The sequence below is a fragment of the Sulfitobacter sabulilitoris genome, from assembly GCF_005887615.1.
Classification (GTDB): domain Bacteria; phylum Pseudomonadota; class Alphaproteobacteria; order Rhodobacterales; family Rhodobacteraceae; genus Sulfitobacter_E; species Sulfitobacter_E sabulilitoris.
The window spans coordinates 98,790-122,247 of record NZ_VANS01000005.1 but is presented as its reverse complement, the minus strand read 5'-3'; the positions used below and the strand labels follow the sequence as shown (position 1 = coordinate 122,247).

27 protein-coding genes are annotated in these 23,458 nt (G+C 65.8%); 14 read left to right on the top strand and 13 right to left on the bottom strand.

Annotated elements, in window-relative coordinates:
- Positions 1-24: 24 nt before the first annotated feature.
- The 9 genes from FDT80_RS16445 to secG form a co-directional block, all read right to left on the bottom strand.
- The gene (locus tag FDT80_RS16445; protein WP_138663416.1) at positions 25-804 is read right to left on the bottom strand and encodes an ABC transporter ATP-binding protein; all 780 of its coding nucleotides are present in this window, start codon (positions 802-804) and stop codon (positions 25-27) included.
- A gap of 120 nt (positions 805-924) precedes the next feature.
- Entirely contained in the window at positions 925-1,680 is a 756-nt protein-coding gene (locus FDT80_RS16440; RefSeq protein ID WP_138663415.1) for a phosphate/phosphite/phosphonate ABC transporter substrate-binding protein, read from the bottom strand.
- Positions 1,677-2,117, bottom strand: a complete 441-nt coding sequence (locus FDT80_RS16435; RefSeq protein ID WP_138663414.1) for a tellurite resistance TerB family protein — start codon at positions 2,115-2,117, stop codon at positions 1,677-1,679. The genes FDT80_RS16440 and FDT80_RS16435 overlap by 4 nt, the downstream gene beginning before the upstream one ends.
- A 49-nt stretch (positions 2,118-2,166) precedes the next feature.
- Positions 2,167-2,604 carry a tellurite resistance TerB family protein gene (locus tag FDT80_RS16430; protein WP_138663413.1) on the bottom strand — a complete coding sequence of 146 codons (438 nt, stop codon included), beginning with the start codon at positions 2,602-2,604 and terminating at the stop codon, positions 2,167-2,169.
- 21 nt (positions 2,605-2,625) lie between these two features.
- Entirely contained in the window at positions 2,626-3,276 is a 651-nt protein-coding gene (locus FDT80_RS16425) for a hypothetical protein (protein WP_138663412.1), read from the bottom strand.
- A 22-nt stretch (positions 3,277-3,298) separates the two neighbouring features.
- A complete protein-coding gene (locus tag FDT80_RS16420; protein WP_138663411.1) occupies positions 3,299-3,592 on the bottom strand; it encodes a DUF1330 domain-containing protein in 294 nt (97 codons plus the stop codon).
- Positions 3,593-3,621: 29 nt separating this feature from the next.
- Entirely contained in the window at positions 3,622-4,401 is a 780-nt protein-coding gene (rlmJ, locus tag FDT80_RS16415) for a 23S rRNA (adenine(2030)-N(6))-methyltransferase RlmJ (protein WP_138663410.1), read from the bottom strand.
- Positions 4,402-4,539: 138 nt separating this feature from the next.
- On the bottom strand, positions 4,540-6,183 hold the full coding sequence (locus FDT80_RS16410; RefSeq protein ID WP_138663409.1) for a CTP synthase: 1,644 nt from the start codon (positions 6,181-6,183) through the stop codon (positions 4,540-4,542).
- 190 nt (positions 6,184-6,373) lie between these two features.
- Positions 6,374-6,742, bottom strand: a complete 369-nt coding sequence (gene secG / locus FDT80_RS16405) for a preprotein translocase subunit SecG (protein WP_138663408.1) — start codon at positions 6,740-6,742, stop codon at positions 6,374-6,376.
- 132 nt (positions 6,743-6,874) lie between these two features.
- Between secG and nthA the strand changes: the two genes are divergently transcribed.
- The 3 genes from nthA to FDT80_RS16390 are packed head-to-tail and all read left to right on the top strand — an operon-like array spanning position 6,875 to position 8,498.
- Positions 6,875-7,498 carry a nitrile hydratase subunit alpha gene (gene nthA / locus FDT80_RS16400; RefSeq protein WP_138663407.1) on the top strand — a complete coding sequence of 208 codons (624 nt, stop codon included), beginning with the start codon at positions 6,875-6,877 and terminating at the stop codon, positions 7,496-7,498.
- Complete coding sequence (nthB, locus tag FDT80_RS16395) at positions 7,495-8,172, top strand: nitrile hydratase subunit beta (RefSeq protein WP_138663406.1); 678 nt, start codon at positions 7,495-7,497, stop codon at positions 8,170-8,172. The genes nthA and nthB overlap by 4 nt, the downstream gene beginning before the upstream one ends.
- A complete protein-coding gene (locus FDT80_RS16390; protein WP_246039986.1) occupies positions 8,169-8,498 on the top strand; it encodes a nitrile hydratase accessory protein in 330 nt (109 codons plus the stop codon). Before nthB ends, FDT80_RS16390 begins: the two co-directional genes overlap by 4 nt.
- On the opposite strand, the gene FDT80_RS16385 is transcribed toward FDT80_RS16390, so the two are convergent.
- A complete protein-coding gene (locus FDT80_RS16385) occupies positions 8,495-8,713 on the bottom strand; it encodes a hypothetical protein (RefSeq protein WP_138663404.1) in 219 nt (72 codons plus the stop codon). The two genes, FDT80_RS16390 and FDT80_RS16385, sit on opposite strands and share 4 nt — an antisense overlap.
- Before the next feature lie 46 nt (positions 8,714-8,759).
- Positions 8,760-9,155: a DUF6524 family protein gene (locus FDT80_RS16380; RefSeq protein WP_138663403.1), complete on the bottom strand. Its 396-nt coding sequence runs from the start codon at positions 9,153-9,155 to the stop codon at positions 8,760-8,762.
- Between the two features lie 210 nt (positions 9,156-9,365).
- On the opposite strand from FDT80_RS16380, the gene FDT80_RS16375 reads away from it, so the two are divergent.
- Positions 9,366-10,658 (top strand): adenylosuccinate synthase, encoded by a 1,293-nt coding sequence (locus FDT80_RS16375; protein ID WP_138663402.1) that lies wholly within the window; start codon positions 9,366-9,368, stop codon positions 10,656-10,658.
- A 31-nt stretch (positions 10,659-10,689) separates the two neighbouring features.
- The gene (locus FDT80_RS16370) at positions 10,690-10,911 is read left to right on the top strand and encodes a DUF2842 domain-containing protein (RefSeq protein WP_138663401.1); all 222 of its coding nucleotides are present in this window, start codon (positions 10,690-10,692) and stop codon (positions 10,909-10,911) included.
- Between the two features lie 105 nt (positions 10,912-11,016).
- Here the strand turns inward: FDT80_RS16370 and FDT80_RS18935 are convergent, their stop codons facing one another.
- Entirely contained in the window at positions 11,017-13,443 is a 2,427-nt protein-coding gene (locus tag FDT80_RS18935) for a coiled-coil domain-containing protein (RefSeq protein ID WP_170311911.1), read from the bottom strand.
- 138 nt (positions 13,444-13,581) lie between these two features.
- On the opposite strand from FDT80_RS18935, the gene FDT80_RS16360 reads away from it, so the two are divergent.
- Positions 13,582-14,280, top strand: coding sequence for a thiamine diphosphokinase (locus FDT80_RS16360; protein ID WP_138663400.1), 699 nt, complete (start codon positions 13,582-13,584; stop codon positions 14,278-14,280).
- 6 nt (positions 14,281-14,286) lie between these two features.
- Here FDT80_RS16360 and FDT80_RS16355 read toward each other — a convergent pair whose 3' ends face one another.
- A complete protein-coding gene (locus tag FDT80_RS16355) occupies positions 14,287-15,660 on the bottom strand; it encodes an L-serine ammonia-lyase (RefSeq protein ID WP_138663399.1) in 1,374 nt (457 codons plus the stop codon).
- Between the two features lie 401 nt (positions 15,661-16,061).
- Here FDT80_RS16355 and FDT80_RS18930 point away from each other — a divergent pair, with 401 nt between their 5' ends.
- The 8 genes from FDT80_RS18930 to FDT80_RS16320 all read left to right on the top strand — a co-directional run bounded on the left by FDT80_RS18930 (position 16,062) and on the right by FDT80_RS16320 (position 23,351).
- Entirely contained in the window at positions 16,062-16,217 is a 156-nt protein-coding gene (locus FDT80_RS18930; RefSeq protein WP_170311910.1) for a hypothetical protein, read from the top strand.
- Positions 16,218-16,317: 100 nt separating this feature from the next.
- The gene (rpiA, locus tag FDT80_RS16350) at positions 16,318-17,106 is read left to right on the top strand and encodes a ribose-5-phosphate isomerase RpiA (protein WP_138663398.1); all 789 of its coding nucleotides are present in this window, start codon (positions 16,318-16,320) and stop codon (positions 17,104-17,106) included.
- 13 nt (positions 17,107-17,119) lie between these two features.
- On the top strand, positions 17,120-17,689 hold the full coding sequence (locus tag FDT80_RS16345; protein ID WP_138663397.1) for a hypothetical protein: 570 nt from the start codon (positions 17,120-17,122) through the stop codon (positions 17,687-17,689).
- Between the two features lie 84 nt (positions 17,690-17,773).
- Positions 17,774-19,249 carry an FAD-dependent oxidoreductase gene (locus tag FDT80_RS16340; RefSeq protein WP_138663396.1) on the top strand — a complete coding sequence of 492 codons (1,476 nt, stop codon included), beginning with the start codon at positions 17,774-17,776 and terminating at the stop codon, positions 19,247-19,249.
- Positions 19,250-19,326: 77 nt separating this feature from the next.
- Complete coding sequence (gene hflK / locus FDT80_RS16335) at positions 19,327-20,520, top strand: FtsH protease activity modulator HflK (protein WP_138663395.1); 1,194 nt, start codon at positions 19,327-19,329, stop codon at positions 20,518-20,520.
- 2 nt (positions 20,521-20,522) lie between these two features.
- Positions 20,523-21,413, top strand: coding sequence for a protease modulator HflC (hflC, locus tag FDT80_RS16330; protein ID WP_138663394.1), 891 nt, complete (start codon positions 20,523-20,525; stop codon positions 21,411-21,413).
- Positions 21,410-21,607, top strand: a complete 198-nt coding sequence (locus FDT80_RS16325) for a DUF2065 domain-containing protein (protein WP_138663393.1) — start codon at positions 21,410-21,412, stop codon at positions 21,605-21,607. The genes hflC and FDT80_RS16325 overlap by 4 nt, the downstream gene beginning before the upstream one ends.
- A gap of 262 nt (positions 21,608-21,869) precedes the next feature.
- Entirely contained in the window at positions 21,870-23,351 is a 1,482-nt protein-coding gene (locus tag FDT80_RS16320) for a Do family serine endopeptidase (protein WP_138663392.1), read from the top strand.
- The last annotated feature ends 107 nt before the right edge of the window (positions 23,352-23,458 follow it).

Below are 23,458 nucleotides of genomic sequence, written 5' to 3'. Positions count from 1 at the left end.
ATACTCCCGTTTCTTATCTTTGGGTTACGCAGCGTGGGTCGTTGCGGACAAAAACCCGCGCAGTCGTTCTGATTTGGGTGCGCCGAACAGCGTGTCGGGCGCCCCTTGTTCTTCGATCAGGCCCTGATGCAGGAACACCACGTGGTCCGACACATCGGCGGCCAGTTTCATATCGTGGGTCACGATCATCATCGTGCGCCCCTCGCTCGCCAGATCCTTGATGACCTTGACGACTTCCTGCTCCAACTCGGGATCGAGCGCCGACGTCGGCTCGTCGAACAACAGCGCCTCTGGCTCCATGCACAGCGCGCGCGCGATCGCGGCGCGCTGTTGCTGGCCACCGGACAGTTGCGCCGGATACGCGTCGCATTTGTCGCCGATCCCCACCTTGTCGAGATATGCGCGCGCAGCGGCCTCGACCTCGGCGCGGTCGCGTCTCAGCACGGTCAGCGGCGCTTCCATCACGTTTTGCAGAATGGTCATGTGCGACCACAGATTGAACTGCTGGAACACCATGCTGAGGTTCGTTCGAATGCGCAGCACCTGGCCCGCGTCGGCGGGGCGGCGATTGTGACCTTCGCCCTTCCACCGGACCGGCTCGCCCTTGAAGAGAACCTCGCCCTGCTGGCTGTCCTCGAGCAGGTTGCAGCAGCGCAAAAGCGTGGACTTTCCCGACCCAGATGACCCGATCAATGACACCACATGCCCCTTCGGAGCAGAGATATCCACACCCTTGAGGACTTCCAAAGACCCGTAGGCTTTGTGCAGATGGCGAATTTCGATGACGGGCGTTTCAGAGGTCACTGGCACATCTTGAGCTGTTTCAAGGGGCCATAAGGGGCGAAAATGCTTGGATTCGCAACTTGCAAAACAAAAGAACGCAATTAATCCGTCCAAGTTGACGAAGGGGAAGGGCCCCCGCGCCTAGTCTGTCACCACTTTGCACGAGGGCGGCACCGGTTCGTCGAGGTACGCCTCAACCGGTATCTGCACCACTCCCTTGAGCAAGAGCTGCGCGCGGTCGCGTCCCGACAGGGACTTTATGGCGCGGTCAAGGGCGCTGCGCATCGGCGCGGGGTCTGTCCCGCCGGCGGTGATCAGCGGCAGACCCGGCGTCGGCCTCGTAAAGCTCAGCACCCGGCATGCCCCGGTGGCGCCCTCCCGTTTCAGCAGCGTCCAGGTCACGGCGTCGATCGCGGCGATGTCGGCTTCTCCGGCGGATACAGCGGCGACAGACGCCTCGTGCGATCCGGTGTCGATGGCGTGCCGCTCAAAGCTGAAGCCCGCGCCCGTGTCGACCAGGTGATTCTCCATCGCGGCCCAGCCCGACTGCGACAGCACCGAATTGCGCGCGAGGGTGCATTTCTCGAACTCGGACAGACGCTTGCGCGGGTCGTCGCGGCGCACCACGATGTAGGACTTGTAATATCCCGGCAGGCAGCCGCGCACCCCGTAGTCGGGCGTACCGACATAGGTCACATGCGTGTTCAGCCCCAGCCGGAAAGGCAGGCCGCAGGTCTGCGACAGCACCAGATCCGGATCGTGCCAGGTCAGGCGCGGATCGGTGTCGCGATCCAGGGTCTGCGGGCCCCGTCCAAGCGCCTCGCGCACGCGCGCCCACAGACGGTCGTTGGGCCCTCGGGTCGTGGACCGGTCGTACATCGGAAGGCTGGCGGTCACGCCGTGCCTTCGACCTTTTGCCGCGCCATCGCCGAATCCGGATCGCTGACACCCAGGAACTTGGTCGCCATGCGCACCACCGCGTCTTCCTCCTCGGCGCGGGTCCCATCGGCCAGCACGACCTTCCACAGCGCCTCGACCACGCGCAGACGCTCGTCATACGGCACCGCGTCCTTGATCGCGCGGGTGAAACGCACGGTATCGGGGGCCTCGGCCTCCAGCAGTTCGGCCTCGGCGCGCAGGGCGGTCACGGCACCGGGGCCGAGATCGTAGCGTTTCGCAGTGATCTGGTCGATGCGTTCCTTTTCCGTGTCCGAGTAGTTTTGATCGGCCCGCGCGATCCGCACCAGAAGGGCCGTGAGGGCCAATCGCGCGTCGTCATCGGGCAGGTGTACGGGGTCGGGCTGGGTCAGCCGCTTTATGAAATCTGCAAACATGTCACAGGATATAATCCGGTGCGCGCGACATGCAAAGAGTTACCTTGCGCTATGACTGACGCAGGGCGGTGCGGCGCGCGGTCACGATGTCCTCGTCCGTCAGGCCAAGTTCGGTTTCGATCGCCATCAGGGTGATCTCCTCGCGCTCCGCCCGGTCCCCGTCGGCCAGCGCGACCGCCCACATCGCATCGGCCAGCGCCTTGCGGTCGGCATAGGGCACCTCGTCACGCAGGATCGCGGCGAATTCCGGGGTTCCGGGGGCGTGCATCTCGAGCTTTTCGCATGTGGCGCGCAGCTTGGCCGCCTCCAGCGGCTTCAACCCGAAGGTCGCGGCCAGGATGCGGTCGATCTGTCCCACTTCCGTGGCGTTGTAATCACGGTCGGCCATCGCGACGCGCACCAAGAGCGCCCCCAGCGCCAGTTGCGCATTGGGTTGCGGCAAAGGCTTGGGATCAGGCTTGCGGCGCGGAAAAAGTCGTTCGAACATCGGGCGGAATACCCTCTCGGCTCAGCTTAGGTTCGGGGGGCGGTCAAAGCGCAGGTTGTCCAGCGCCAGCCCCTGGGGGTCGGTGTTCGTCAGCACGAAACCAGCGATATCGGCCTGGCCCTGGCTGCGCAGGAACCCGATGGCATGTTCGCCCAGGTCCGTCAAATCCAACGTTGAAATCAGGCTGCCATCGCGACGTAAAAACACAACCTGTGCCTGTCCGGCCTCACCGCCGCGCAGTTGAAACGACAACGCGGACTGGTCACGGTCGAACAGCACGGAAATCGCGCCTTCGCCCTGGGCGCGACGCTTGGGAAACCCGGCCGCGCCATAGCCGTTCAGGACATTGTTGCCGGTCATATGCACCACCGACAGGTTCTGGCCCGGCGGCCCCGACATCAGCACGAGCGGCGGCAGCGGCGCGCCGGTGACGGCATCGTGGTCGCCCGTGGGCGCCAGTGACTGGCCCGCGAACCTCTCGCCGAATTGCGCGCCATCCATCACCAGCAGCCCGTCGATCCGGTGGCCGGGACCCATGCTCGACCGGGTGTCCTCGAAGGTGATGACATGCGCAAAGGTCAGCACGTCGGGGTCGGTCAGGCACACCGGCAGGCCGCAGGCCAGCGCGGCGCGCGGCAGCAGTACCAGACAAAGGGCCCAGACGTATCGCATGGTGGCACTGTAGCACGAATCGTTAGGGGTCGTATCCCTCGATGATCAGCAAATCACCCTCGGACACCGGGTCGCGCAGCGCTTTGGCGGCCTGGTAGGCGGGGCTTTCGTAGCAGGCGATGGCCTCGGCGTAGCTGGGAAATTCGATCACGACGGTGCGCGGTTTCGCGCGGCCTTCGCGGATTTCGTGATCCCCGCCGCGGACCAGGAATTTCGCGCCGTAGGCTTTGAAGGGGGCGGCATTGGCCGCGCGGTAGGCGTCATAGGCCTGCGGGTCGCGCACATCGACATGGGCGATCCAGTATCCTTTGGTCATCGGGTCTCTCTCCTCGTCAGGGTCAACGGTCAGGTCAAGGCGGCAAATCTGCGGGTCATGCGCGCGGCTTCCTCGGCAAGGCCGTAGGGGGGGCGGATGACGAACATGCCCGATCCGATCATACCGTGCCCGCGGCGCGCCGGCGCAAAGCGGACCTCGTGGCGCAAGGCGTCGGGGTGGGCGGCGGTGAGGCTGCGCAGCATCGGTCCGTGCGCGCCGCTGGTCAGGATCGGATACCAAAGCGCCACGATGCCGACGTTCCACGCGCGCAGGACTTTCGCGATGTGACCGGGAATGTCGTCGTAATCGGTTTTGACCTCGTAGCTGGGATCGATCAGCATCAGGCCGCGGCGCGGCGTGGGCGGGGTCAACGCATGCGCCATCTCGAAGCCGTCGCGCAGGTGGCACGTGGCGGGGTAGGGCGACATCGCAAGGTCCAGCGCGGCATGTTCCGCCGGGTGCAGTTCGGCGAAATGCAGGGCATCGCCGGGGCGCAAGAGCGTGGCGGCGATCAGCGGCGAACCCGGATATCCGGCGGCACCATGCGCGGCGCGCGTCCGGTCCAGCACCTCGGCGAAGGGGTGATCGGGCGTGAACCAATCACGCACCTTTTCAATGCCTTGCGCGGCCTCGCCGGTCTTGCGCGCAGGGTCCGACGCCAGATCGTAAAGCGCCCGGCCCGCATGCGTCTCGAGATAGCTCAGCGGCTTGTCCTTGCGGGTGAGATAGCGCAGCATCCACGCCAGCAATGCGTGTTTGTGCACATCCGCCAGGTTGCCCGCGTGATAAATGTGTTGATAGCTCAGCATGGTCCGACAGGACTGTGCGCGCGGGGCGGTGTCAAGGGCCCTCCGGGCGCGTGCCCTGGGGGCTGCCGCCGTTTTCCTGCCAAGAGAACGGACCGTGATTTTCTAAAATCCCATGCCCCTGCGACGCGCCGGGCGCCCTCACACCAGACGCGAGTTTTCCTTGGCCGCGCGCACGAAATCCTTGAACAGCGGATGCGGATTGAAAGGTTTGGATTTCAGTTCGGGGTGAAACTGCACCCCGATGAACCACGGGTGATCCGACCATTCCACGATCTCGGGCAGGCTGCCATCGGGCGACATGCCCGAAAAGCACAGGCCCGCCTGCTCCAGCTTTTCGCGGTAGGCGATATCGACCTCGTAGCGGTGGCGGTGGCGTTCGTCGATCGCGGTGGTGCCATAGACCTCGGCCACGCGGCTGCCGGCCTTCAAGCTTGCGTCATAAGACCCCAGCCGCATCGTCCCGCCCTTGTCGTCGCCCAGTTTCCGGCTGACCTTGGCATTGCCCTGCACCCATTCCTTGAGGTGATAGACAACCGGCTCGAAGCGTTTCTTGCCCGCCTCATGGTCGAATTCCTCGGACCCCGCCGTGGCAAGGCCGGCGACATTGCGCGCGGCTTCGATCACGGCCATCTGCATCCCAAGGCAAATCCCCAGGTAGGGGATCTTGTGTTCGCGCGCGTATTGCGCCGCCTTGATCTTGCCCTCGGTGCCGCGCTCGCCGAAACCGCCGGGCACGAGGATGGCGTCGAACCCTTCGAGATGCGGCGCCGCATCTTCGTGATCGAAGACTTCCGCATCGACCCATTTGACGTTGACCTTGACGCGGTTGTGCATGCCGCCATGCGCCAACGCCTCCTTGATCGACTTATAGGCATCCTCGAGCTGCGTGTACTTGCCCACGATGGCCACGTTGACCTCGCCGTCGGTGTTGTGGATCCGGTCCACCACATCCTCCCAGACCGAAAGGTCCGGCCGGGGCGCGGGCGAGATCTGGAACGCGTCCAGCACCGCCTGATCCAGCCCCTCGCGATGATACGCCAGCGGCGCCTCGTAGATCGAGCTCAGGTCATAGGCCGCGATCACGTTCTCGGTGCGCACGTTGCAGAACAGGCCGATCTTTTCGCGTTCCTTGTCGGGGATCGGATGCTCGGACCGGCAGACCAGCACGTCGGGCGCGATGCCGATGGCGCGCAGTTCCTTGACGCTGTGTTGCGTCGGCTTGGTCTTGAGCTCACCGCTCGCGGCCAGGAACGGCAACAGCGTCAGATGCATGAAAATGCACTGCCCGCGCGGCTGATCCTGCGAAAACTGGCGGATCGCCTCGAAGAACGGCAGGCCCTCGATGTCGCCCACGGTGCCGCCGATCTCGCACAGCATGAAATCGACCTCATCCTCGCCGATGTGCAGGAAATCCTTGATTTCGTTGGTGACGTGCGGAATCACCTGGATCGTCTTGCCAAGATAGTCACCCCGGCGCTCCTTCTCCAGCACGGTGGAATAGACCCGGCCCGACGACACGGAATCGGTATTGCGTGCGGCCACGCCGGTGAACCGCTCGTAATGGCCCAGGTCCAGATCCGTCTCGGCGCCGTCATCGGTGACAAAGACCTCGCCATGCTCGAAGGGCGACATGGTGCCGGGATCGACGTTGAGGTAGGGATCAAGCTTGCGCAGCCGCACCGAAAAACCGCGCGCCTGCAACAGCGCGCCCAGGGCCGCCGAGGCAAGGCCCTTGCCCAGCGAGGACACCACACCACCTGTGATGAAAATATAGCGTGCCATGGTCGAAAACCCCCTGGTGTCGTTCTTGCGGATGTGGATGAAAGCCGCCCAAAACCGCTGCACGCTTTCGCAAGAAAGTTCACAGCACCACGGGACTTAAGCTTATAAGGATTCGGTGGTCAAAGGCAAGGCGTGCCGCAACATGATGTTGCGGTCATATGCGCGCCCTCAAGGTCTTGTAGTGCCTGGTTTAATCGGCGCTCGGAACGAGCGGGGTGTTTTCGCCCTGCGCCGGTGGCAGCAAGCTGTCGCCCGCGGGCGCCGCCGGAGCCTGCGGCTCGCCGCTCTGCGCGGGTGGAGTGACACCCAGCCGGTCCACGACCGAACTGCCGGCCGATTGTTGCGCCGCGATGATCGTCAGCGTGATCGACGTGGCGATGAACGCGATTGCCAGAATCCAGGTGACCTTGCCCAGCGCGGTCGCCGCGGCCCGGCCGGAGGTCGCCCCGCCGCCCCCGCCGCCCATACCAAGGCCCCCGCCTTCGGAACGCTGCAACAGCACCACGGCAATCAGCCCGAGCGCAAGAAAGAGGTGGATGATCAGGACGACGTTTTCCATGGATACCTGTGCAGTTCGGGTGTGGCTTTCGGGGGTATCTAGGCAAGTTTGAACGGGGGGGCAAGGGCCGCATCCCCTCGCGCGGCATTTCCACGCTGGACAAGCGCCGCGCCGCTGCGTCATGCTGGCGTCATGCCGCATGATCACTCCGACCACGACCACGACCACCCGCACGCCCTGTTGCCGCCCGAACCCGCGTTGCGGGTCAAGGCGCTCGAGACGATCCTGACCGCCAAGGGGCTTGTCGACCCGGCCGCGCTGGATGCGATCATCGACACCTACGAAAGCAAGATCGGCCCGCGCAACGGCGCGCATGTGGTCGCGCGCGCCTGGTCCGACCCCGGTTTCCGCACCGCGCTGCTGCAGGATGCGACCGCGGTCGTCGCCGAACTGGGATATTACGGACGGCAGGGCGAACACATGGTTGCGGTCGAAAACACGCCCGATACGCACAACATGGTCGTCTGCACGCTGTGCAGTTGTTATCCTTGGCCACTGCTGGGCATTCCACCGGGTTGGTACAAATCCGACGCCTATCGCGCGCGCGCGGTGCGCGAGCCACGCGCGGTGCTGGCCGATTTCGGGGTGGTCCTGCCCGCCGACACGGCGGTGCGCGTCTGGGATTCGACGGCCGAGGTCCGGTATCTGGTGATCCCGCAGCGCCCGTCCGGCACCGATGGCATGGACGAGGCGGCGCTGATGGATCTGGTGACCCGCGACAGCATGATCGGCACCGGACTGGCGCGAACCCCATGACCCGCCTGCACGACATGGGCGGGCGCTATGGCGACGGGCCGGTGGTGCCCGAACCGGAGCAGCCGCTTTTCCACGCGCCCTGGCACAAGCGGGCGCTGGCGATCACGCTGGCCGCCGGGGCCTTGGGCAAGTGGAACATCGACGTCTCGCGCCACGCTCGCGAATGTCTCGCAGCCAAGGATTACGCCCGGTTCTCGTATTACGAAAAGTGGATGGCGGCGCTTGCCGATCTGCTGGTCGAGACCGGCGCCGTGACCCGTGACGAACTGTCCGGACAGGCCGCGCCCGCGCCCAGCCCGCTCGGTGCGAAACGCCTTGCCGCGGCTGATGTCGCGACCGTTCTGGCCACCGGCGGACCGGCGGACCGAGCCAGCACCGTTGCGCCCCGCTTTTCGCCCGGCGACGCGGTGGCGACACGCCCTATCGCCGCCAATATGCTGGTCGATGGCGGCCACACCCGCCTGCCGGCCTATGCCGCGGGGGCCCGTGGCCGCGTGCTGCGCTATCACGGCACGCATGTGCTGCCCGATGCCTCCGCCCACAGGCTCGGCGACGCGGCAGAGCCGCTCTACGCGGTGGCGTTCCCCGCGTCCGAGCTGTGGTCGCACCCCGAACATCCGCGGGACGAGGTCATCCTCGATCTGTGGCAAAGTTATCTGGAGCCCGCCGCATGACCGCAGCCGAAACCAAAGCCCCCGATCCGGTGTTCCACGCGCCCTGGCACGCGCAGGTTTTTGCCCTCACGGTGCACCTAAACGAAGCGGGGCATTTCGCATGGCCCGACTGGGCCGCGCGCTTTGGTGCCACGCTGGCGCGGCACGGGCTTGAGCGCGAACTGGACGGCGGGGACGATTATTTCGCGGCATGGCTCGAAACGCTTGAGGAAATCCTGGACACTGCGGGCGTGGCAGCGCCCGGTGACGTGGCCGAGGTCAAACAGGCCTGGGAACGCGCCTATCTCGGCACCCCGCACGGTGCCCCCGTTCGACTGCCCGACTAGGCCTTTGGCCGTCGCGTCAGCCCCGCCTTGTTCAAAAACCGCCGCCATGCGCCCCGTCGGGGCAACATCGGCAACCGCAGGCGCGGCCTGCCGGCAAGGCGATCGAATTCATGCAGGTCGATCACCCGTTCGGCGCAGCCACAGCCTTCGCCCAGGCCGACCTTGGCATGATAAAATCTCTGAAAATCAGTCGTCGTCGCGGGTTTGCGTCGCATTCGGTTTCCCTCGGTTGGCGGCCGGTGCCGGTGTCGCATCGGCGCGCTAGTCGTCCACGTCGTCCATGTCGGCCTGCCCCGACAGGGCACGCCGTACATGGCTCCAGCTTAGCCCGATGCCAAGCACAAAGCTGAGTGCGACGAGCCCCAGCCAGACATTCGCGCCGGAATTGTCGAGCCGCAGCACCCGGAAATCATAAAGCACCCACAGCAGCGAGCCAACCACCGCAAGAACCAGCATCATGCCGAAGCCGCCGATGGAGCGCAGCGTGGCGCGCAGGTAGATAATATAGCCTATCACCAGCAACAGCCCCATCAACACCGCCACCGAAAGATTGCGGGCCCCGAACTCGGCGGCCCAGTTGATGTAATTGTACTGCGTCGGGTTAAACGTCAGCGCCAAAAGCGCAAAGGCAAATACCCATCGCGTCACGAACCCCATAGCGCCCTGCCCCCTGCTTCTCTTGTTTCTAAATATCCCCGCCGGAGGCACAAAGTCCATGCCGCAACGCCGGCGATTTCCGTGCCTCCGGCGGGAGTATTTGCAACCAGAAGAAGCGGGAGGGGGGTGCCGCGCGATAATAGTGGTTTCACCCGGACCTGAGCACGGCTATAGACACGCGGGTCTGAACCATTTGCAGAAGGACCAGCCATGGCCAATGTCGTCGTTGTCGGCGCCCAGTGGGGCGATGAGGGAAAAGGCAAAATCGTGGATTGGCTGAGCGAGCGCGCCGATGTCATCGCGCGGTTCCAGGGGGGGCACAACGCGGGCCACACGCTGGTGATCGATGGCGAGGTGTTCAAGCTGAGCCTGCTGCCCAGCGGTATCGTGCGCGGCGGCAAGCTGAGCGTCATCGGCAACGGCGTGGTTCTTGATCCCTGGCACCTGAAGAAGGAGATCGAGGGCTTGCGGAGCCAGGGTGTCACCATCACGCCCGAGACCTTGATGATCGCCGAGAACGCACCGCTCATTCTGCCCATTCACGGCGAACTGGACCGCGTCCGCGAGGCGCAGGCCAGCGTCGCCAAGATCGGCACGACCGGGCGCGGCATCGGCCCGGCCTACGAGGACAAGGTCGGGCGCCGGTCGGTGCGCGTGGCCGATCTTGCCGATGACGCGACGCTGGAATTGCGGGTCGATCGCGCGCTTGTGCATCACGATGCGTTGCGCCGCGGGCTCGGGCTCGAACCGGTGGACCGCGATGCGCTGCTGGCCGACCTGCGCGCGATCGCACCGTCGGTTCTGGAGTATGCGGCACCGGTCTGGAAGGTGCTGAACGAGCAGCGCCGCGCAGGCAAGCGGATCCTGTTCGAAGGGGCGCAGGGGGCGCTTTTGGACATTGATTTCGGCACCTACCCATTTGTCACATCCTCCAACGTGATTGCCGGGCAGGCGGCCACAGGCACGGGCATCGGCCCGGGATCGATCGATTTCGTGCTCGGTATCGTCAAGGCCTATACCACCCGCGTGGGCGAGGGGCCGTTTCCGGCAGAGTTGCACGACGACGATGGCCAGCGTCTGGGCGAGCGCGGTCACGAGTTCGGCACCGTCACGGGCCGCAAGCGCCGCTGCGGCTGGTTCGACGCGGTTCTGGTGCGCCAGACCTGTGCGACCAGCGGCGTCAACGGTATCGCGCTGACCAAGCTCGATGTGCTGGACGGGTTCGAGACCCTGAAAATCTGCGTCGGCTACGAATTGGACGGCACGCGGCTCGATTACCTGCCCATCGCCGCGGACCAGCAGGCGCGCTGTACCCCCGTCTTCGAGGAAATGCCCGGCTGGTCGCAATCCACCGAAGGCGCGCGCAGCTGGGCCGACCTGCCGGCGGAGGCGATCAAATACGTGCGCCGCGTGGAAGAGTTGATCGACTGCCCGGTCGCGCTACTCTCCACCTCACCGGAGCGCGAGGACACCATTCTCGTGACCGACCCCTTCGCCGACTGACGCCACCGCCCGACCTGCCCGAGGAGATCTCATGGCCCTGTCCTACAAAGCCCGCCGCCGCCTGTCGCTGCTCATTCTCGTGCTGGGCGTGCCGGCGTATATCGTGGTCGCGGTGACGGTCGTCAATCTTCTGGGGCGGCCGGGCATCTGGGCCGAGCTTGCGGTCTATGCCGTGCTGGGGGTGATCTGGGCGCTGCCGCTCAAGGCGGTGTTCAAGGGCGTCGGACAGGCCGACCCCGACGCGCGCCGCTGACGGCGGAAACTGCGATTTCCGCACCTGCAAACCTACCTGCAAACGCACCGGGCCGCACCTTCATGGCGCGGCCCGATCTGAATCTGTCATCAGAATGTCGCGCGGTTACCCGGCGGCGCGGTGATCGTCGGGCTTGAACCCGATCCGCTCTGAAACCGTGAACCGCCCGCCCTTTATCTTTTCGATCTTGCCTGCGCGCAGCAACTGGCCGAACGACCGCAGGCCGTCCTCGCGGCTAAAGCTGTCCTGTTCAACCTGGCGCACCTTGGTCATCAGTTGCGGGCGCGAAAATTGGGTGCGCCCTTCGACAAAGGCCATGTAGGCGGCCGCGGCCTCCAACAGGTCGGGCAGATGCGTGGCGCCCACCTCCTCGGCAAATTCGGCAAAGCTGCCGCCGTCGTCTTCGGTGACGTCATGTTCGGCGGCCGTGGCCACGCGGCGCGGGCGCACGGGGCCGGACGGCTTGACCGCCTCGACGTCGATCCGCTGTTCGGCCACAAGCTTGAGCGGCGCAGGCCGCGCGTCGCTTGGGCGCGGGGTGCGTGATCCACCGACGGGCACCGGGCGGCGCGGTTTGACGACCTCCGCCAGATCGCTGCGATAGTCCTCTTGCGGCGTGTCGTCGTCCTCGTCGCCGCCCAGCGCCTGATCGGCCTTCTTGGCGGCCACGGCGGCGCGCAGATGCGCAAAGGCACTGCGCCGCTCCGAGCTTTCCTGCTCGCCCATCTGGCTGTCGGCTTCCTGCATCAGGCGCGAGACGTCGCGGTCCTGCCCGGCATCGAGGTCGGGCAGCGCGTCGCGGGCGGCGCGGCGCGTTTCGGCGTCTTCCTCGGCGTCCCCGGCGGCAACGGCGTCCTGCGCGGCGCTGTCCTCGTCCTCTTCGTCAAGGCCGGCCTCGTCCGCCTGATCGTCGTCGGTCGCATCCTCCGCCTGGGCGGCATCCGTCGCCAGTTCCGCCTCCAATGCGTCCAATTCTTTTTGCAATTCGGCCTCGTCCTGGGCGGACAGCGACGATCCGCTGTCGTCCTCGTCCTCGTCCTCGGCCTGCACAGCCACGTCCTCGGCCATATCCTCGGCGTGGTCCTCGCCCTGCGCGGCCTCGGCGGTGCTCTCGTCCTCGTCCTGCGGCTCCAGCAGGCCCTTGGCGATCGCATCGTCCAGTTCGAGCCGCTTGACCTTGATCACCCGTGCGCGGGGGCGCGCGGGGGCGTCGGCATCCTCGTCCTCGTCCTCGGCTTCGGTGGCCTGCGCCTGAACATGGCTCTCTTCCTCAGCGGGGTCGGCGTCTGCCGTGTCCGCCTCGTCAAACAGGTTCTCGCCGGTCACGTCATCGTCGTCGTCCTGATCATAGGCGGCAAAGCCTAGTCCGGCGCTCTCTTTCGGGGCTTTGCTCTCGGTCTCGCCGGTGTCTTCGGTCAGTTCCACGATCGTTTCCTCGACCACTTCAACCGACGTCGCGGCCGGGGCGGCGTTCAGGCGCGACATGATCGCGCTCAGATCGTCGTCGTCGTCCGAGACCATTCCGGTGTCGGACCCGGAGGTGTCATCGTCCTTCGCGTCCCTGCCGGTATCGGCGTCCAGCGCCCCTTCGATATCCTGAAGCGCGCGGGCCCGCACATCGCTGCTGCTGGCCGGGACCGGCGCGTCGGCGATGTCGTCCTGCTGCGTCCCGGACAGGAACACATCCGCGTCCTCGTCTTCCTCGTAGGTGGCCTCGATCTCGATCTCTTCGTGCCGCGATACAACGGCGCGGATACGCTCCAGCTTGGCGGCGATGCTGTCCGCGTGGGGGATGGTTGCGGGGCGCGGGGCCAGAGCGGGGGCCGCCTCCGCGGTCTCCTCGGCAGGCTCCGCCGCGTGGTCCGCCGCCTTGGCTTCGGCAAAAAAGGCTTCCGCGCCGTCGGGGACGTCGGCACGTTCAGCCACGCTGGGCGCGGCGTGCTCAGTGGCGGCATCCTCTTGCGGTGCGGCGGATGCATGGGCCTCGTCCATGGTCGGGGCGGCCGGGCCTTCGGTCATCGGCGGTTGGGCACCGGGCACATAGCCGGGGTCGACCTGCGCTGTCTCGGACACATGCGCGGCTTCGGTCGGCTCTGCCGCCGGCGCTCGGGGCGCTTCGATATCGTGCGCCTCCTCGGACGGCGCGGCAGCGACGGGCGGCACCGGTGCGGTGGCAACGGGCGCGTCGGCTTCGGGGGTGGATTCGGCTGCGGTGGCAACGGGGGCTTCGACTTCGGCTGCGGGGGCGGTTGGCGCTTTGGCTGCGGGCGTTTCCGCCTCATGCGCACTCAGGACGATGCGGCCCTCGTGTTCGCGGGCCTCGACACGGCGCGACACCTCGCGTTGCGCGATGCGGGCGAGCATCTCTGCATCGGGCTGCGGGGGTTCTGCGCCGAAATACCTGTCATCCGCGGCAAGATCGCGAAAATACTCCGCGATCGCCTTCATCGTGCCAAAGGAATCGTCAAATCCTTCAAGCGTGCAGGAAAATGTCCCGTAGGATACCGTAAGAATCTTATTGTTGTTCATCATCGGATGCTCGTCCTCTGCGTACTATCGACACAGTGTTTACCATGACACACGAGACCAAAGCGGACCGAATCTGTGCTCATAAGCGTATCATTTCGTGGCGACATTGTGGTCAGTTTCCATAAAGGGCATTAAGGCGCGGTGAACACGTCACTCATTGAACACAACACTCCGGTCACCCTTTTGGGCGGTGGTCAGGCCAGTGCCGCCGACCTGCGCGAGGCGTTGCGGGTGGCCCCCGTCTGCATGGCCGCGGATGGCGGCGCGGCGCTGGCGCTGGAGCAGGGCATCGATCTGGCAGCGGTGATCGGCGATTTCGACTCTATCGCGCCGGAGCATCTGGTGCAAATCCCCAGCGACCGCCAGCACCGCATTTCAGAGCAGAACAGCACCGATTTCGACAAGGCCCTGCGCAGCATCGCGGCCCCTGTCGTGCTGGCGCTGGGGTTCGCGGGCGGACGGATCGACCATCAGCTTTCGGCATTGCATACGCTGGTGGCACGCGCCGATCGCCCCTGCGTGTTGATGGGCGCGACCGAAATCATCTTTGTCTGCCCGCCCGAACTGCTGTTGCCGACGGACACGGGCGATGTGGTATCGCTGTTTCCGATGGCGGCGGTGCAGGGCTGGTCCGACGGGCTGCACTGGCCGATCGAGGGGCTGGCCTTTGATCCCGCGCGCTATGTCGGAACGTCGAACCGGGCGCAGGGTCCGGTGCGGCTGCGCATGGCGGGGCCCGAAATGCTGTGCATCCTGCCGCGGCGGCTGATGCCGCAGATGGTGCAGCGGCTGGCGCAATTGCCGCCGCCCGCGCGGTGGCCGGCGCGCGCCGCGCCGTGATCGCGATCAGCAGTTGGGGATATTGACCGCCAGACCCCCAAGCGAGGTTTCCTTGTATTTCTCGCTCATGTCGGCCCCGGTCTGGCGCATCGTCTCGATACAGGCATCCAGCGGCACCAGGTGCACGCCGTCGCCGCGCAGGGCAAGGCTGGCCGCCGACACGGCCTTGATCGCGCCCAGGCCATTGCGTTCGATGCAGGGCACCTGCACCAGCCCGCGCACCGGGTCGCAGGTCATGCCCAGGTGATGCTCCAGCGCGATCTCGGCGGCGTTCTCGATCTGCTCGGGGCTGCCGCCCATCACGGCGCACAGACCGGCGGCGGCCATGGCGGCGGCGCTGCCCACTTCGGCCTGACACCCCGCTTCGGCACCCGAGATGGAGGCGTTGAACTTGACCAGTCCGCCGATCGCGGCGGCGGTCAGAAGAAAATCCTCGATATGCGCCTCGGACGCACCCGGCACATGATCGAGGTAGTAGCGCAGCGTCGCGGGCAAGACGCCCGCCGCCCCGTTGGTGGGCGCGGTCACAACCTGCCCGCCGGCGGCGTTTTCCTCGTTCACCGCCATGGCATAGACGCTCATCCAGTCGTTGATGGTATGCGGCGCGGACTGGTTCATCCCGCGCTCGGCCAGCAACGCCTCGTGGATACCCTTGGCGCGGCGGCGCACCTTGAGGCCGCCCGGCAACGTGCCATCGGTGCCCAGCCCCCGGTCGATGCAGTCGTTCATCACCTGCCATAACCGCCGGGTGCCGCTGCGCAGCCCTTCGGCGCCGCCGCGCGATTCCTCGTTGGCGCGTTTCATCTGGGCGATCGTCTTGCCCGAAGATTTCGCCATCTCGAGCATCTCGGCCGCGGATTTGAAGGGATAGGGCACCGGCGCGCCCTCGTCGGTGTCCTTGCCAGCGTCGAGTTCGGCCTGCGTCATCACGAAGCCGCCGCCGATGGAATAATAGGTTTCGCGCAGGGTCACGTCGCCCTGGGCGTCGGTGGCCATCAGCATCATGCCGTTGGCGTGGCCGGGCAGTGGGGTGTCATAGTCGAATATCATGTCCGCCTTGGGGTCGAATCGCAGCGGCGGCAGCCCCTCGGGCGACACCTGCCGGGTCTCGGCGATGTCGCGCAGGGTCGCTTCGGCGGCGGCGTGGTCGTAGGTATCGGGCCGATACCCCGCCAGACCGAGGATGGTGGCGCGGTCGGTGGCATGGCCCACCCCGGTAAAGGCAAGCGAGCCATGCAGCGACGCGCGCACCCCCGCAAACCGGAAAGGCGCGGCGCGCATCAAATCGAGGAACCGCGCGGCGGCGACCATCGGGCCCATCGTGTGCGACGATGACGGGCCGATGCCGACCTTGAACATATCGAAGACGGACAGAAACATCAGGGCGCTCTTTCTTCTGGAGGCAAGGGCGCGCGACGCGCCGTGAACGGTGTGCGGCCATGACCTTGACTAGGCGCGGGCGGGACCGTGTCCGCGCGCCGCTCGGGCATCCGCGCGCTCAGGTGTAGGGCAGGCGGACCGCCAAGGTCAAACCGGCTGTGATGGCACAGGTGCGATGGGCGCGGGCGGCACCGCGCGGGCCGCTGGCGCGGCGTGTCGGGGTCTGGTGCGGGGGGCGGCCGATCTGTCATGCCCGCGATATAACGCCGGCGCGGCATGACGCCTGTGCTGTTTGCGACGCTTCATGCACCGCGAGCCACAGAAAAGAGCGGTGAAGGTGCGGCGATGTTAAGACGGAATTAACCTTGATTGGTGTTGGTATGCGGCAGGAGGAACAAACCATGACCAAACGCGCCGCGATCAGATTGCTGAATGCCCTGGGCCTTGTCGTGCTGTGCCTGCTGCCGTTCCGGGCGGTCTGGGCCGGGCCGGACGCTTCGGCGCCCGCGCATGCGTCCGCGCTTGCCGCGTTGCCGCCGGCTGTCGCGGGGCGATGACCGGGCAGGGCGCAGAAAACCGGATGTTCCGCTGCATTGACCCTCGCACCCAAGGGCTGTCCTGCGTATAAGGGCGCCACGTGATTGCGGGGAAAGTCATATGTCCGGAGAGTTGTCGCCCATCGACAAGGCCAAGTTCGTCGCCGCCAAGCGGGCGGCCCAGTTCGTCGAGGACGGGATGCGCGTCGGGCTTGGCACCGGCAGCACCGCCGCCTGGCTTGTGCGCTGCCTTGGCGAAATGGTGCGCGAGGACGGGTTGCGCATCAAGGGCGTGCCGACATCGACCCGCACCGCCGAACTGGCGCGCGATGTCGGTATCGAGGTGATTTCGCTCGACGAGGCGAAATGGCTGGATCTGACGATCGACGGGGCGGATGAATTCGACGGCGATCTGAACCTGATCAAGGGCGGCGGCGGCGCGTTGCTGCAAGAAAAGATCGTCGCCACCGCCAGCGACCAGATGGTCGTGATCGCCGACATCGGCAAGGAGGTCGAAACCCTCGGCGCCTTTCCCCTGCCGATCGAGGTGATCCCCTTCGGCTGGCAGACCACGCAGGCGCTGGTCGAAGAGACGCTGATCTCGATGGACGTGCTGGGGCGGCAATCGTCCCTGCGCATGAACGGCGACAGGCCCTTCATCACCGACGAGGGCAATCACATCCTCGATCTGCACCTGAACCGCATCGGCAACGCGCGCCAGCTGGCGCTGGTGCTCAACCAGATGCCCGGCGTGGTTGAGAATGGCCTTTTCATCGATATCTGCGACGCGGTCGTGATCGGCTACGGCGATGGCCGGGTCGAGGTGCGCGACATCAACGAAGGAACCGTGGCCACCGAGCGGCTGGACTTCGTCGAGACCGACAACCTGTTTTCCGATCTGAGCGATTGACCCCGGCGGCGCGATGGTGAACGCATTCCTCAAGGTGTTGGCGGTTTGCGCGCTCGCGGGTCTGGCCGCCTGTGGCGCACCGATGGACCGCGCGGCCCCCGTCGGCGACGCGCAGATCGCCGCCCTGACGCGCGACCTGGTGGCGTTGGGCCCCCAGGTTGACCCGGAGGAGGCCGCCCGTGCCGCGCGCATCGCGCTGGTCTATCCGCGCCAGCTTGCCCGCGACTACGGCGTCACCGATTCCGCCATCGTGCACAACATGAAGGTGAACGCCGGCCAGCGGCCCCGCGGCCTGTGCTGGCACTGGGCCGATGACATGGAAAGCCGTCTGGCCGCCGAGAATTTCCAGACGCTGCGCCTGCACCGGGCCATCGCCAACGCGGGCCGGCTCTGGCGCATCGACCACAGTACGGTGATCGCCAGCGCCGCCGGAGAGGACTGGCACGAGGGCCTCGTGCTGGACCCCTGGCGCTTTGGCGGGCCGCTTTACTGGGGCCCGCCGGCCGAGGACAAGAGCTATGCCTGGCGCCCGCGCGCCGAGGTCTTTGCCGAAAAGCGCAGGATCCTGGCCGGGGCGGGCTGAACCAACTTTCTGGGGCGGGTGTCTGGCCTTTGATCCGGGGCTATGGGATACCGCCTCGCAGCATATCTGTAAGCGAGGTGTCCCATGAGCGAATTTGACTATGACCTCTTCGTCATCGGCGGCGGCTCCGGCGGCGTGCGCGCGGCGCGCGTGGCGGCCGGTGACGCGGGCGCCCGTGTCGCGCTGGCCGAGGAAAGCCGGTACGGCGGGACCTGCGTGATCCGGGGCTGCGTGCCGAAAAAGCTGATGGTCTTTGCCTCGGAATACGCCGGCGTGGTCGATGACGCCAAGGCCTACGGCTGGGAGTTCACCACCGGCGCGTTCGACTGGAAAACCTTTCGCACGCATCTGCACACCGAACTGGACCGGCTCGAGGACGTGTACCGCAACCTGCTCAAAGGCTCTGGCGTGGATACCTTCGATGCGCGCGCGACCCTGAAGGACGCGCATACCGTCGAGCTGTCCACCGGCGAGGTCAAGACCGCCCGGCATATCCTTGTGGCGACTGGCGGCCACCCGGTCCGGCCCGATCTGCCCAACGCCGACCTGGGCATCGTGTCGGACGACATTTTTCACCTCGAAAACCTGCCGAAGTCGATGCTGATCATCGGCGGCGGCTATATCGCCTGTGAATTCGCCTGCATCATGAACGGTCTGGGGGTGGAGGTCACGCAATACTACCGCGGTGCGCAGATCCTGCGCGGCTTTGACGACGAGGCGCGCGGACTGGTGGCCGAAGCCATGCGCGAGAGCGGCATCGACCTGCACGTCGGCACCAATATCGTCGAGATGGCGCGCGCCGACGAAGACCATTCCATGAGCCGCGCGGGCACCGCGTCGGACGCGGCGATGGGCGCCAGTGCAGAGCAGCGCCGCGATGTGGCGCAAAAAGGCACGGCACCCGTGGGCGGCCGCGAAGGACCGGTCTGGGTCAAATCCACGAATGGCGGCGAAAAGGAATTCGACGTGGTGTTGTTCGCCACCGGCCGTGACCCCAACACCCGGGACATGGGCCTGGAGGACACGGGCGTGAAGCTGGGGCGCAGGGGCCAGATCGTCGTGGACGAATACAGCCAGACGGGCGTGCCGTCGATTTACGCCATCGGCGACGTGACAGACCGGGTGAACCTGACGCCCGTGGCCATCCGCGAAGGCATGGCCTTTGTCGAGACGGTGTTCAAGGGCAACCCGACGCCGGTCGATCACGAGCTGATCCCAAGTGCGATTTTCACCCAACCCGAGATGGGCACCATCGGCCTGAGCGAGGAGGAGGCCCGCGACCGCGAACCGGTCGAGATCTACTGCACCTCGTTCCGCCCGATGCAGACCGCTTTTGCCGGCAAGCCCGACCGCGTGCTGATGAAGCTTGTCGTGTCGCGCGACAACCGGACGGTCCTGGGCTGTCACATCGTCGCACCGAACGCGGGCGAGATGATCCAGCTTGCCGGTATCGCGATCAAGATGGGCGCCACCAAAGAGGATTTCGACCGCACCGTCGCCGTGCATCCCACCATGTCCGAGGAAATCGTGACGATGAAGACACCGGTGCGCACCGCTTGAATTTCGACGGATAGAGCACAGTTAAAGGCAATGATTGAGCGCGCAAGGCGCGGATCAACAAGGGGAAGAGACGTTTTATGGCAGGTAACAGTGGCGGCCCTTGGGGTGGCGGCGGAAATTCTGGTGGCGGTGACAATGGCGGCGATCGCCCGCGGGGTGGCAACCGGCCGCCCTCCGGCGGACGCAGGCCCGATGGCGAAGGCCCGCAGATCCCTGAAATCGACGAACTGGTGCGCAAGGGGCAAGAACAGCTTCGTGTCCTGATGGGCGGCCGCGGTGGCAATCGGCCCGGTGGCGGTCGCGGCACCGGCGGTGGCGGCGGCGGACCGTTGTTCACCCGTGGCACCATCGGCATCGCAGCCGTGGCCGCCGTGATCCTTTGGGGCATGGCAAGCTTCTATACGGTCAAACCCGAGGAGCAATCGGTCGAGCTTTTGCTGGGCGAATATTCCTCCACCGGCAATCCGGGCCTCAACTTTGCGCCCTGGCCACTTGTCACGGCCGAAGTCGTCAACGTGACGTCGGAGCGGACAGAGGACATCGGCGTGCGCCGTGGCGGCAACGAAACCGGCCTGATGCTGACCACCGACGCCAATATCGTCGACATCGACTTTCAGGTGGTCTGGAACATCTCCGACCCGGCCAAGCTTCTGTTCAACCTCAACGATCCCAAGCTGACGGTGCAGGCGGTGTCTGAATCCGTGATGCGCGAGATCATCGCGGCCAGCACGCTGGCGCCGATCCTGAACCGCGACCGGGGGATCATCGCCGATACCGCGATGGCCGACATCCAGGCCACGCTGGACGCCTACGAAAGCGGGATCACCATCGTGCGCGTCAACCTCGACAAGGCCGACCCGCCCAACGAGGTCATCGACAGCTTCCGCGAAGTGCAGGCCGCCGAGCAGGAACGCGACCGGCTTCAGCGGCAGGCGGATGCCTATGCCAACCGCAACCTCGCCCAGGCCCGTGGTAACGCGGCCCAGATCCTCGAGGATGCCGAAGGCTACCGCGCCCGCGTCGTCAACAACGCGCTGGGTGATGCAAGCCGCTTCATCTCGGTGCTTGAGGAATACAGAAAGGCCGAGGATGTGACGCGCAAGCGCCTCTACCTCGAGACGATGGAGAAAGTGCTGGGATCGGTGAACAAGACCATTCTGGATGAAAGCGTGGTCAGCGGCGGAGACGGCAATGGCAGCGGCGTCGTGCCCTACCTGCCGCTCAACGAACTGAACCGCGGCACCGCCGCAACCACTCAGCAGGGGAACTGATCATGCGCAAGACAACATTTCTCATCCCGCTGATCGTCGTTCTTCTGGCCGTCGGCATGTCCTCCATCTTCGTCGTCGATGAACGCGAAAAGGCGCTGGTCCTGCAATTCGGACAGATCAAGTCGGTCAAGGAAGAGCCGGGCCTGAACTTCAAGATCCCGCTCATCCAGGAGGTCGTGCGCTATGACGACCGGATCCTGAGCCTCGATACCGACGTGATCGAGGTCACGCCCTCGGACGATCGCCGTCTCGTCGTGGACGCGTTCGCGCGCTACCGCATCTCGGATGTCGTGCAGTTCCGTCAGGCCGTTGGCGTCGGTGGCCTGCGCGCCGCCGAAGACCGTCTGTCGTCGATCCTCAACGCACAGATCCGCGAAGTTCTGGGTGCCGATCAGGTGACCTCCGACACCATCCTGTCGGAAGATCGCCGCATCCTGATGAACCGGATCCGCGACCAAGCCAAGGCCAGTGCGCGCGGTCTTGGCCTCGACGTGGTGGACGTGCGGCTCAAGCAGACGAACCTGCCGACGCAGAACCTCGAGGCGACATTCGCCCGGATGCGCGCCGAGCGTGAACGCGAAGCCGCCGACGAGATCGCCCGGGGTAACGAGGCCGCGCAGCGTGTGCGGGCCCTCGCGGACCGGACCGTGACCGAAACGATGTCAGAGGCCGAGCGCGAAGCGCAGGTGATCCGGGGTGAGGCCGATGCGCGCCGCAACGGGATCTTTGCCGAAGCCTTTGGTCAGGATCCTGAATTCTTCGCCTTCTACCGGTCGATGCAGGCTTATGAGAACGCGCTGCAGGGAAGCAATTCGTCCATGGTGATGACACCGGACAGCGAATTCTTCGAATACCTGCGGTCGGGCGGCAGGCAAGCGCCCGTCGACCAATGATCGCGACCGGTCTTCTGGCCCTCGGGCTGGTGTTGATCGTGGAGGGGCTGGCCTATGCGCTGGCCCCTTCGCTTATTGAACGGATGCTTGAAGCCCTGCGGCAACTGCCCGAACCCGCGCTGCGCCAGATCGGCCTTCTGGCGGCGGTCTCTGGGCTGTTGCTGGTCTGGGCGGCCTACCAGCTGGGCCTCTGACCTTCGTCCCGCATCGGTGCTGCGTGTGTTTCCTCTGGCGTGAAATACCTGCCGGTTTGGGGCAGATTCCCAAAACGCATGGCGCATCGGCGCACCGTTTCGTGTTCACGCTTTGGTAACCGGCTGTTGAAACCCTGTGCGCGCGATACATCTTTGGTGTTGCAGCCGCGCAGATGCGGGGGCACCATTCATACCAAACCGCGCATCTGCGCGCCGGTCGGGCCTTACTTGGCCCGCCGCTTGATATCTCAGGAGAAGACGCATGCAGCCCAAGGCAGTATCCCTGTCCACTTTCAAACCCAGCCTCGCGGCGTTCCGGGCGCTTTGGCTGGGCACGCTTGCCCTGACCTTTGCGCTGGTGCAGACGCTGAGCGCGCAGGCAGGCCAGGAAAGCCTCGCCCCGCTGGCCGAACAGATCAGCCCCTCGGTGGTCAACATCACCACCACCACCACCGTCGCGGGGCGCACCGGGCCGCAGGGCATCGTGCCCGAAGGATCACCCTTCGAGGATTTCTTTCGCGAGTTTCAGGACCGCAACCGTGGCAATGGCGACCGGCCCCGCCGGTCTTCGGCGCTGGGTTCCGGCTTCGTGATTTCGCAAGATGGCTATGTCGTGACGAACAACCACGTCATCGACGGCGCGGATGAAATCCTGATCGAATTCTTCTCGGGCGAGGAACTGCCCGCCACCGTGATCGGCACCGACCCCAACACCGATATCGCGCTGCTGAAGGTCGAGGCGGAAAACGGTCTGCCCTTCGTGTCCTTCGGCGACAGCGATGCGGCCCGGGTGGGCGATTGGGTCATCGCGATGGGCAACCCCCTGGGCCAGGGCTTTTCCGTCTCGGCGGGCATCGTCTCGGCGCGCAACCGCGCCCTGAGCGGCACCTACGACGACTACATCCAGACCGACGCCGCGATCAACCGGGGCAATTCGGGCGGGCCGCTCTTCAACATGGACGGCGATGTGATAGGCGTGAACACCGCGATCCTGTCGCCCAACGGCGGATCGATCGGGATCGGTTTCTCGATGGCCTCCAACGTGGTCACGCGCGTGGTCGATCAGCTCAAGGAATTCGGTGAAACCCGCCGCGGCTGGCTGGGTGTGCGCATTCAGGACGTGACCGAGGACGTGGCCGAGGCGATGGGCCTCGAGGCGGCCCGCGGCGCGCTGATCACCGACGTGCCCGAAGGTCCCGCACGCGATGCCGGTCTCGAGGCGGGTGACGTGATCGTCGAATTCGGTGGCAAGGAGGTCGAGGATACCCGCGGTCTGGTCCGGCAGGTCGGCAACAGCCCGGTGGGCGAAACCGTTCAGGTCGTCGTGATGCGCGATGGTGAAAGCCGGACGCTGGCGGTGACGCTGGGCCGCCGCGAGGATGCCGAAGGCGCCACACCCGCCGCGACAGCGGAGGACGAAGCCCCCGAGGAGGAGGCGCCGACGACCAAGGATCTGCTTGGCCTGACCTTGACCCCGCTCACCGACGAGCTGCGCGAACAACTGGGCGCGGACAACGGCATGGACGGCTTGGCCGTGACGGATGTGGACGAGACGTCGGAGGCCTACGAGAAAGGTCTGCGCGCCGGCGACATCATCACCGAAGCCGGTCAGCAGAAGATTTCGAACATCGCCGATCTGGAAGCCCGGGTCGAGGCCGCCGAGGATGCGGGGCGAAAGTCGTTGCTGTTGCTGGTGCGCCGGGCGGGTGATCCTCGGTTCGTGGCGCTGACCTTGTCAGAGTAGTCGCTGCCGCCGACATCGAGCAAAAGACACGACATTGGGCGCCTCCGTGGCGCCCTTTGTTGTTTCGCGGCCCGCCGCCTTGCGTGCCAAGGACAGCCGGAAAACCA

Excerpts from the sequence above, each read along its gene's own strand:
- FDT80_RS16435 (WP_138663414.1), bottom strand. The coding sequence starts at position 2,117 with ATGTTTGCAGATTTCATAAAGCGGCTGACCCAGCCCGACCCCGTACAC.
- FDT80_RS16430 (WP_138663413.1), bottom strand. The coding sequence starts at position 2,604 with ATGTTCGAACGACTTTTTCCGCGCCGCAAGCCTGATCCCAAGCCTTTG.
- FDT80_RS16425 (WP_138663412.1), bottom strand. The coding sequence starts at position 3,276 with ATGCGATACGTCTGGGCCCTTTGTCTGGTACTGCTGCCGCGCGCCGCG.
- FDT80_RS16420 (WP_138663411.1), bottom strand. The coding sequence starts at position 3,592 with ATGACCAAAGGATACTGGATCGCCCATGTCGATGTGCGCGACCCGCAG.
- rlmJ (WP_138663410.1), bottom strand. The coding sequence starts at position 4,401 with ATGCTGAGCTATCAACACATTTATCACGCGGGCAACCTGGCGGATGTG.
- FDT80_RS16410 (WP_138663409.1), bottom strand. The coding sequence starts at position 6,183 with ATGGCACGCTATATTTTCATCACAGGTGGTGTGGTGTCCTCGCTGGGC.
- secG (WP_138663408.1), bottom strand. The coding sequence starts at position 6,742 with ATGGAAAACGTCGTCCTGATCATCCACCTCTTTCTTGCGCTCGGGCTG.
- nthA (WP_138663407.1), top strand. The coding sequence starts at position 6,875 with ATGCCGCATGATCACTCCGACCACGACCACGACCACCCGCACGCCCTG.
- nthB (WP_138663406.1), top strand. The coding sequence starts at position 7,495 with ATGACCCGCCTGCACGACATGGGCGGGCGCTATGGCGACGGGCCGGTG.
- FDT80_RS16390 (WP_246039986.1), top strand. The coding sequence starts at position 8,169 with ATGACCGCAGCCGAAACCAAAGCCCCCGATCCGGTGTTCCACGCGCCC.
- FDT80_RS16385 (WP_138663404.1), bottom strand. The coding sequence starts at position 8,713 with ATGCGACGCAAACCCGCGACGACGACTGATTTTCAGAGATTTTATCAT.
- FDT80_RS16380 (WP_138663403.1), bottom strand. The coding sequence starts at position 9,155 with ATGGGGTTCGTGACGCGATGGGTATTTGCCTTTGCGCTTTTGGCGCTG.
- FDT80_RS16375 (WP_138663402.1), top strand. The coding sequence starts at position 9,366 with ATGGCCAATGTCGTCGTTGTCGGCGCCCAGTGGGGCGATGAGGGAAAA.
- FDT80_RS16370 (WP_138663401.1), top strand. The coding sequence starts at position 10,690 with ATGGCCCTGTCCTACAAAGCCCGCCGCCGCCTGTCGCTGCTCATTCTC.
- FDT80_RS18935 (WP_170311911.1), bottom strand. The coding sequence starts at position 13,443 with ATGATGAACAACAATAAGATTCTTACGGTATCCTACGGGACATTTTCC.
- FDT80_RS16355 (WP_138663399.1), bottom strand. The coding sequence starts at position 15,660 with ATGTTTCTGTCCGTCTTCGATATGTTCAAGGTCGGCATCGGCCCGTCA.
- FDT80_RS18930 (WP_170311910.1), top strand. The coding sequence starts at position 16,062 with ATGACCAAACGCGCCGCGATCAGATTGCTGAATGCCCTGGGCCTTGTC.
- rpiA (WP_138663398.1), top strand. The coding sequence starts at position 16,318 with ATGTCCGGAGAGTTGTCGCCCATCGACAAGGCCAAGTTCGTCGCCGCC.
- FDT80_RS16345 (WP_138663397.1), top strand. The coding sequence starts at position 17,120 with ATGGTGAACGCATTCCTCAAGGTGTTGGCGGTTTGCGCGCTCGCGGGT.
- FDT80_RS16340 (WP_138663396.1), top strand. The coding sequence starts at position 17,774 with ATGAGCGAATTTGACTATGACCTCTTCGTCATCGGCGGCGGCTCCGGC.
- hflK (WP_138663395.1), top strand. The coding sequence starts at position 19,327 with ATGGCAGGTAACAGTGGCGGCCCTTGGGGTGGCGGCGGAAATTCTGGT.
- hflC (WP_138663394.1), top strand. The coding sequence starts at position 20,523 with ATGCGCAAGACAACATTTCTCATCCCGCTGATCGTCGTTCTTCTGGCC.
- FDT80_RS16325 (WP_138663393.1), top strand. The coding sequence starts at position 21,410 with ATGATCGCGACCGGTCTTCTGGCCCTCGGGCTGGTGTTGATCGTGGAG.
- FDT80_RS16320 (WP_138663392.1), top strand. The coding sequence starts at position 21,870 with ATGCAGCCCAAGGCAGTATCCCTGTCCACTTTCAAACCCAGCCTCGCG.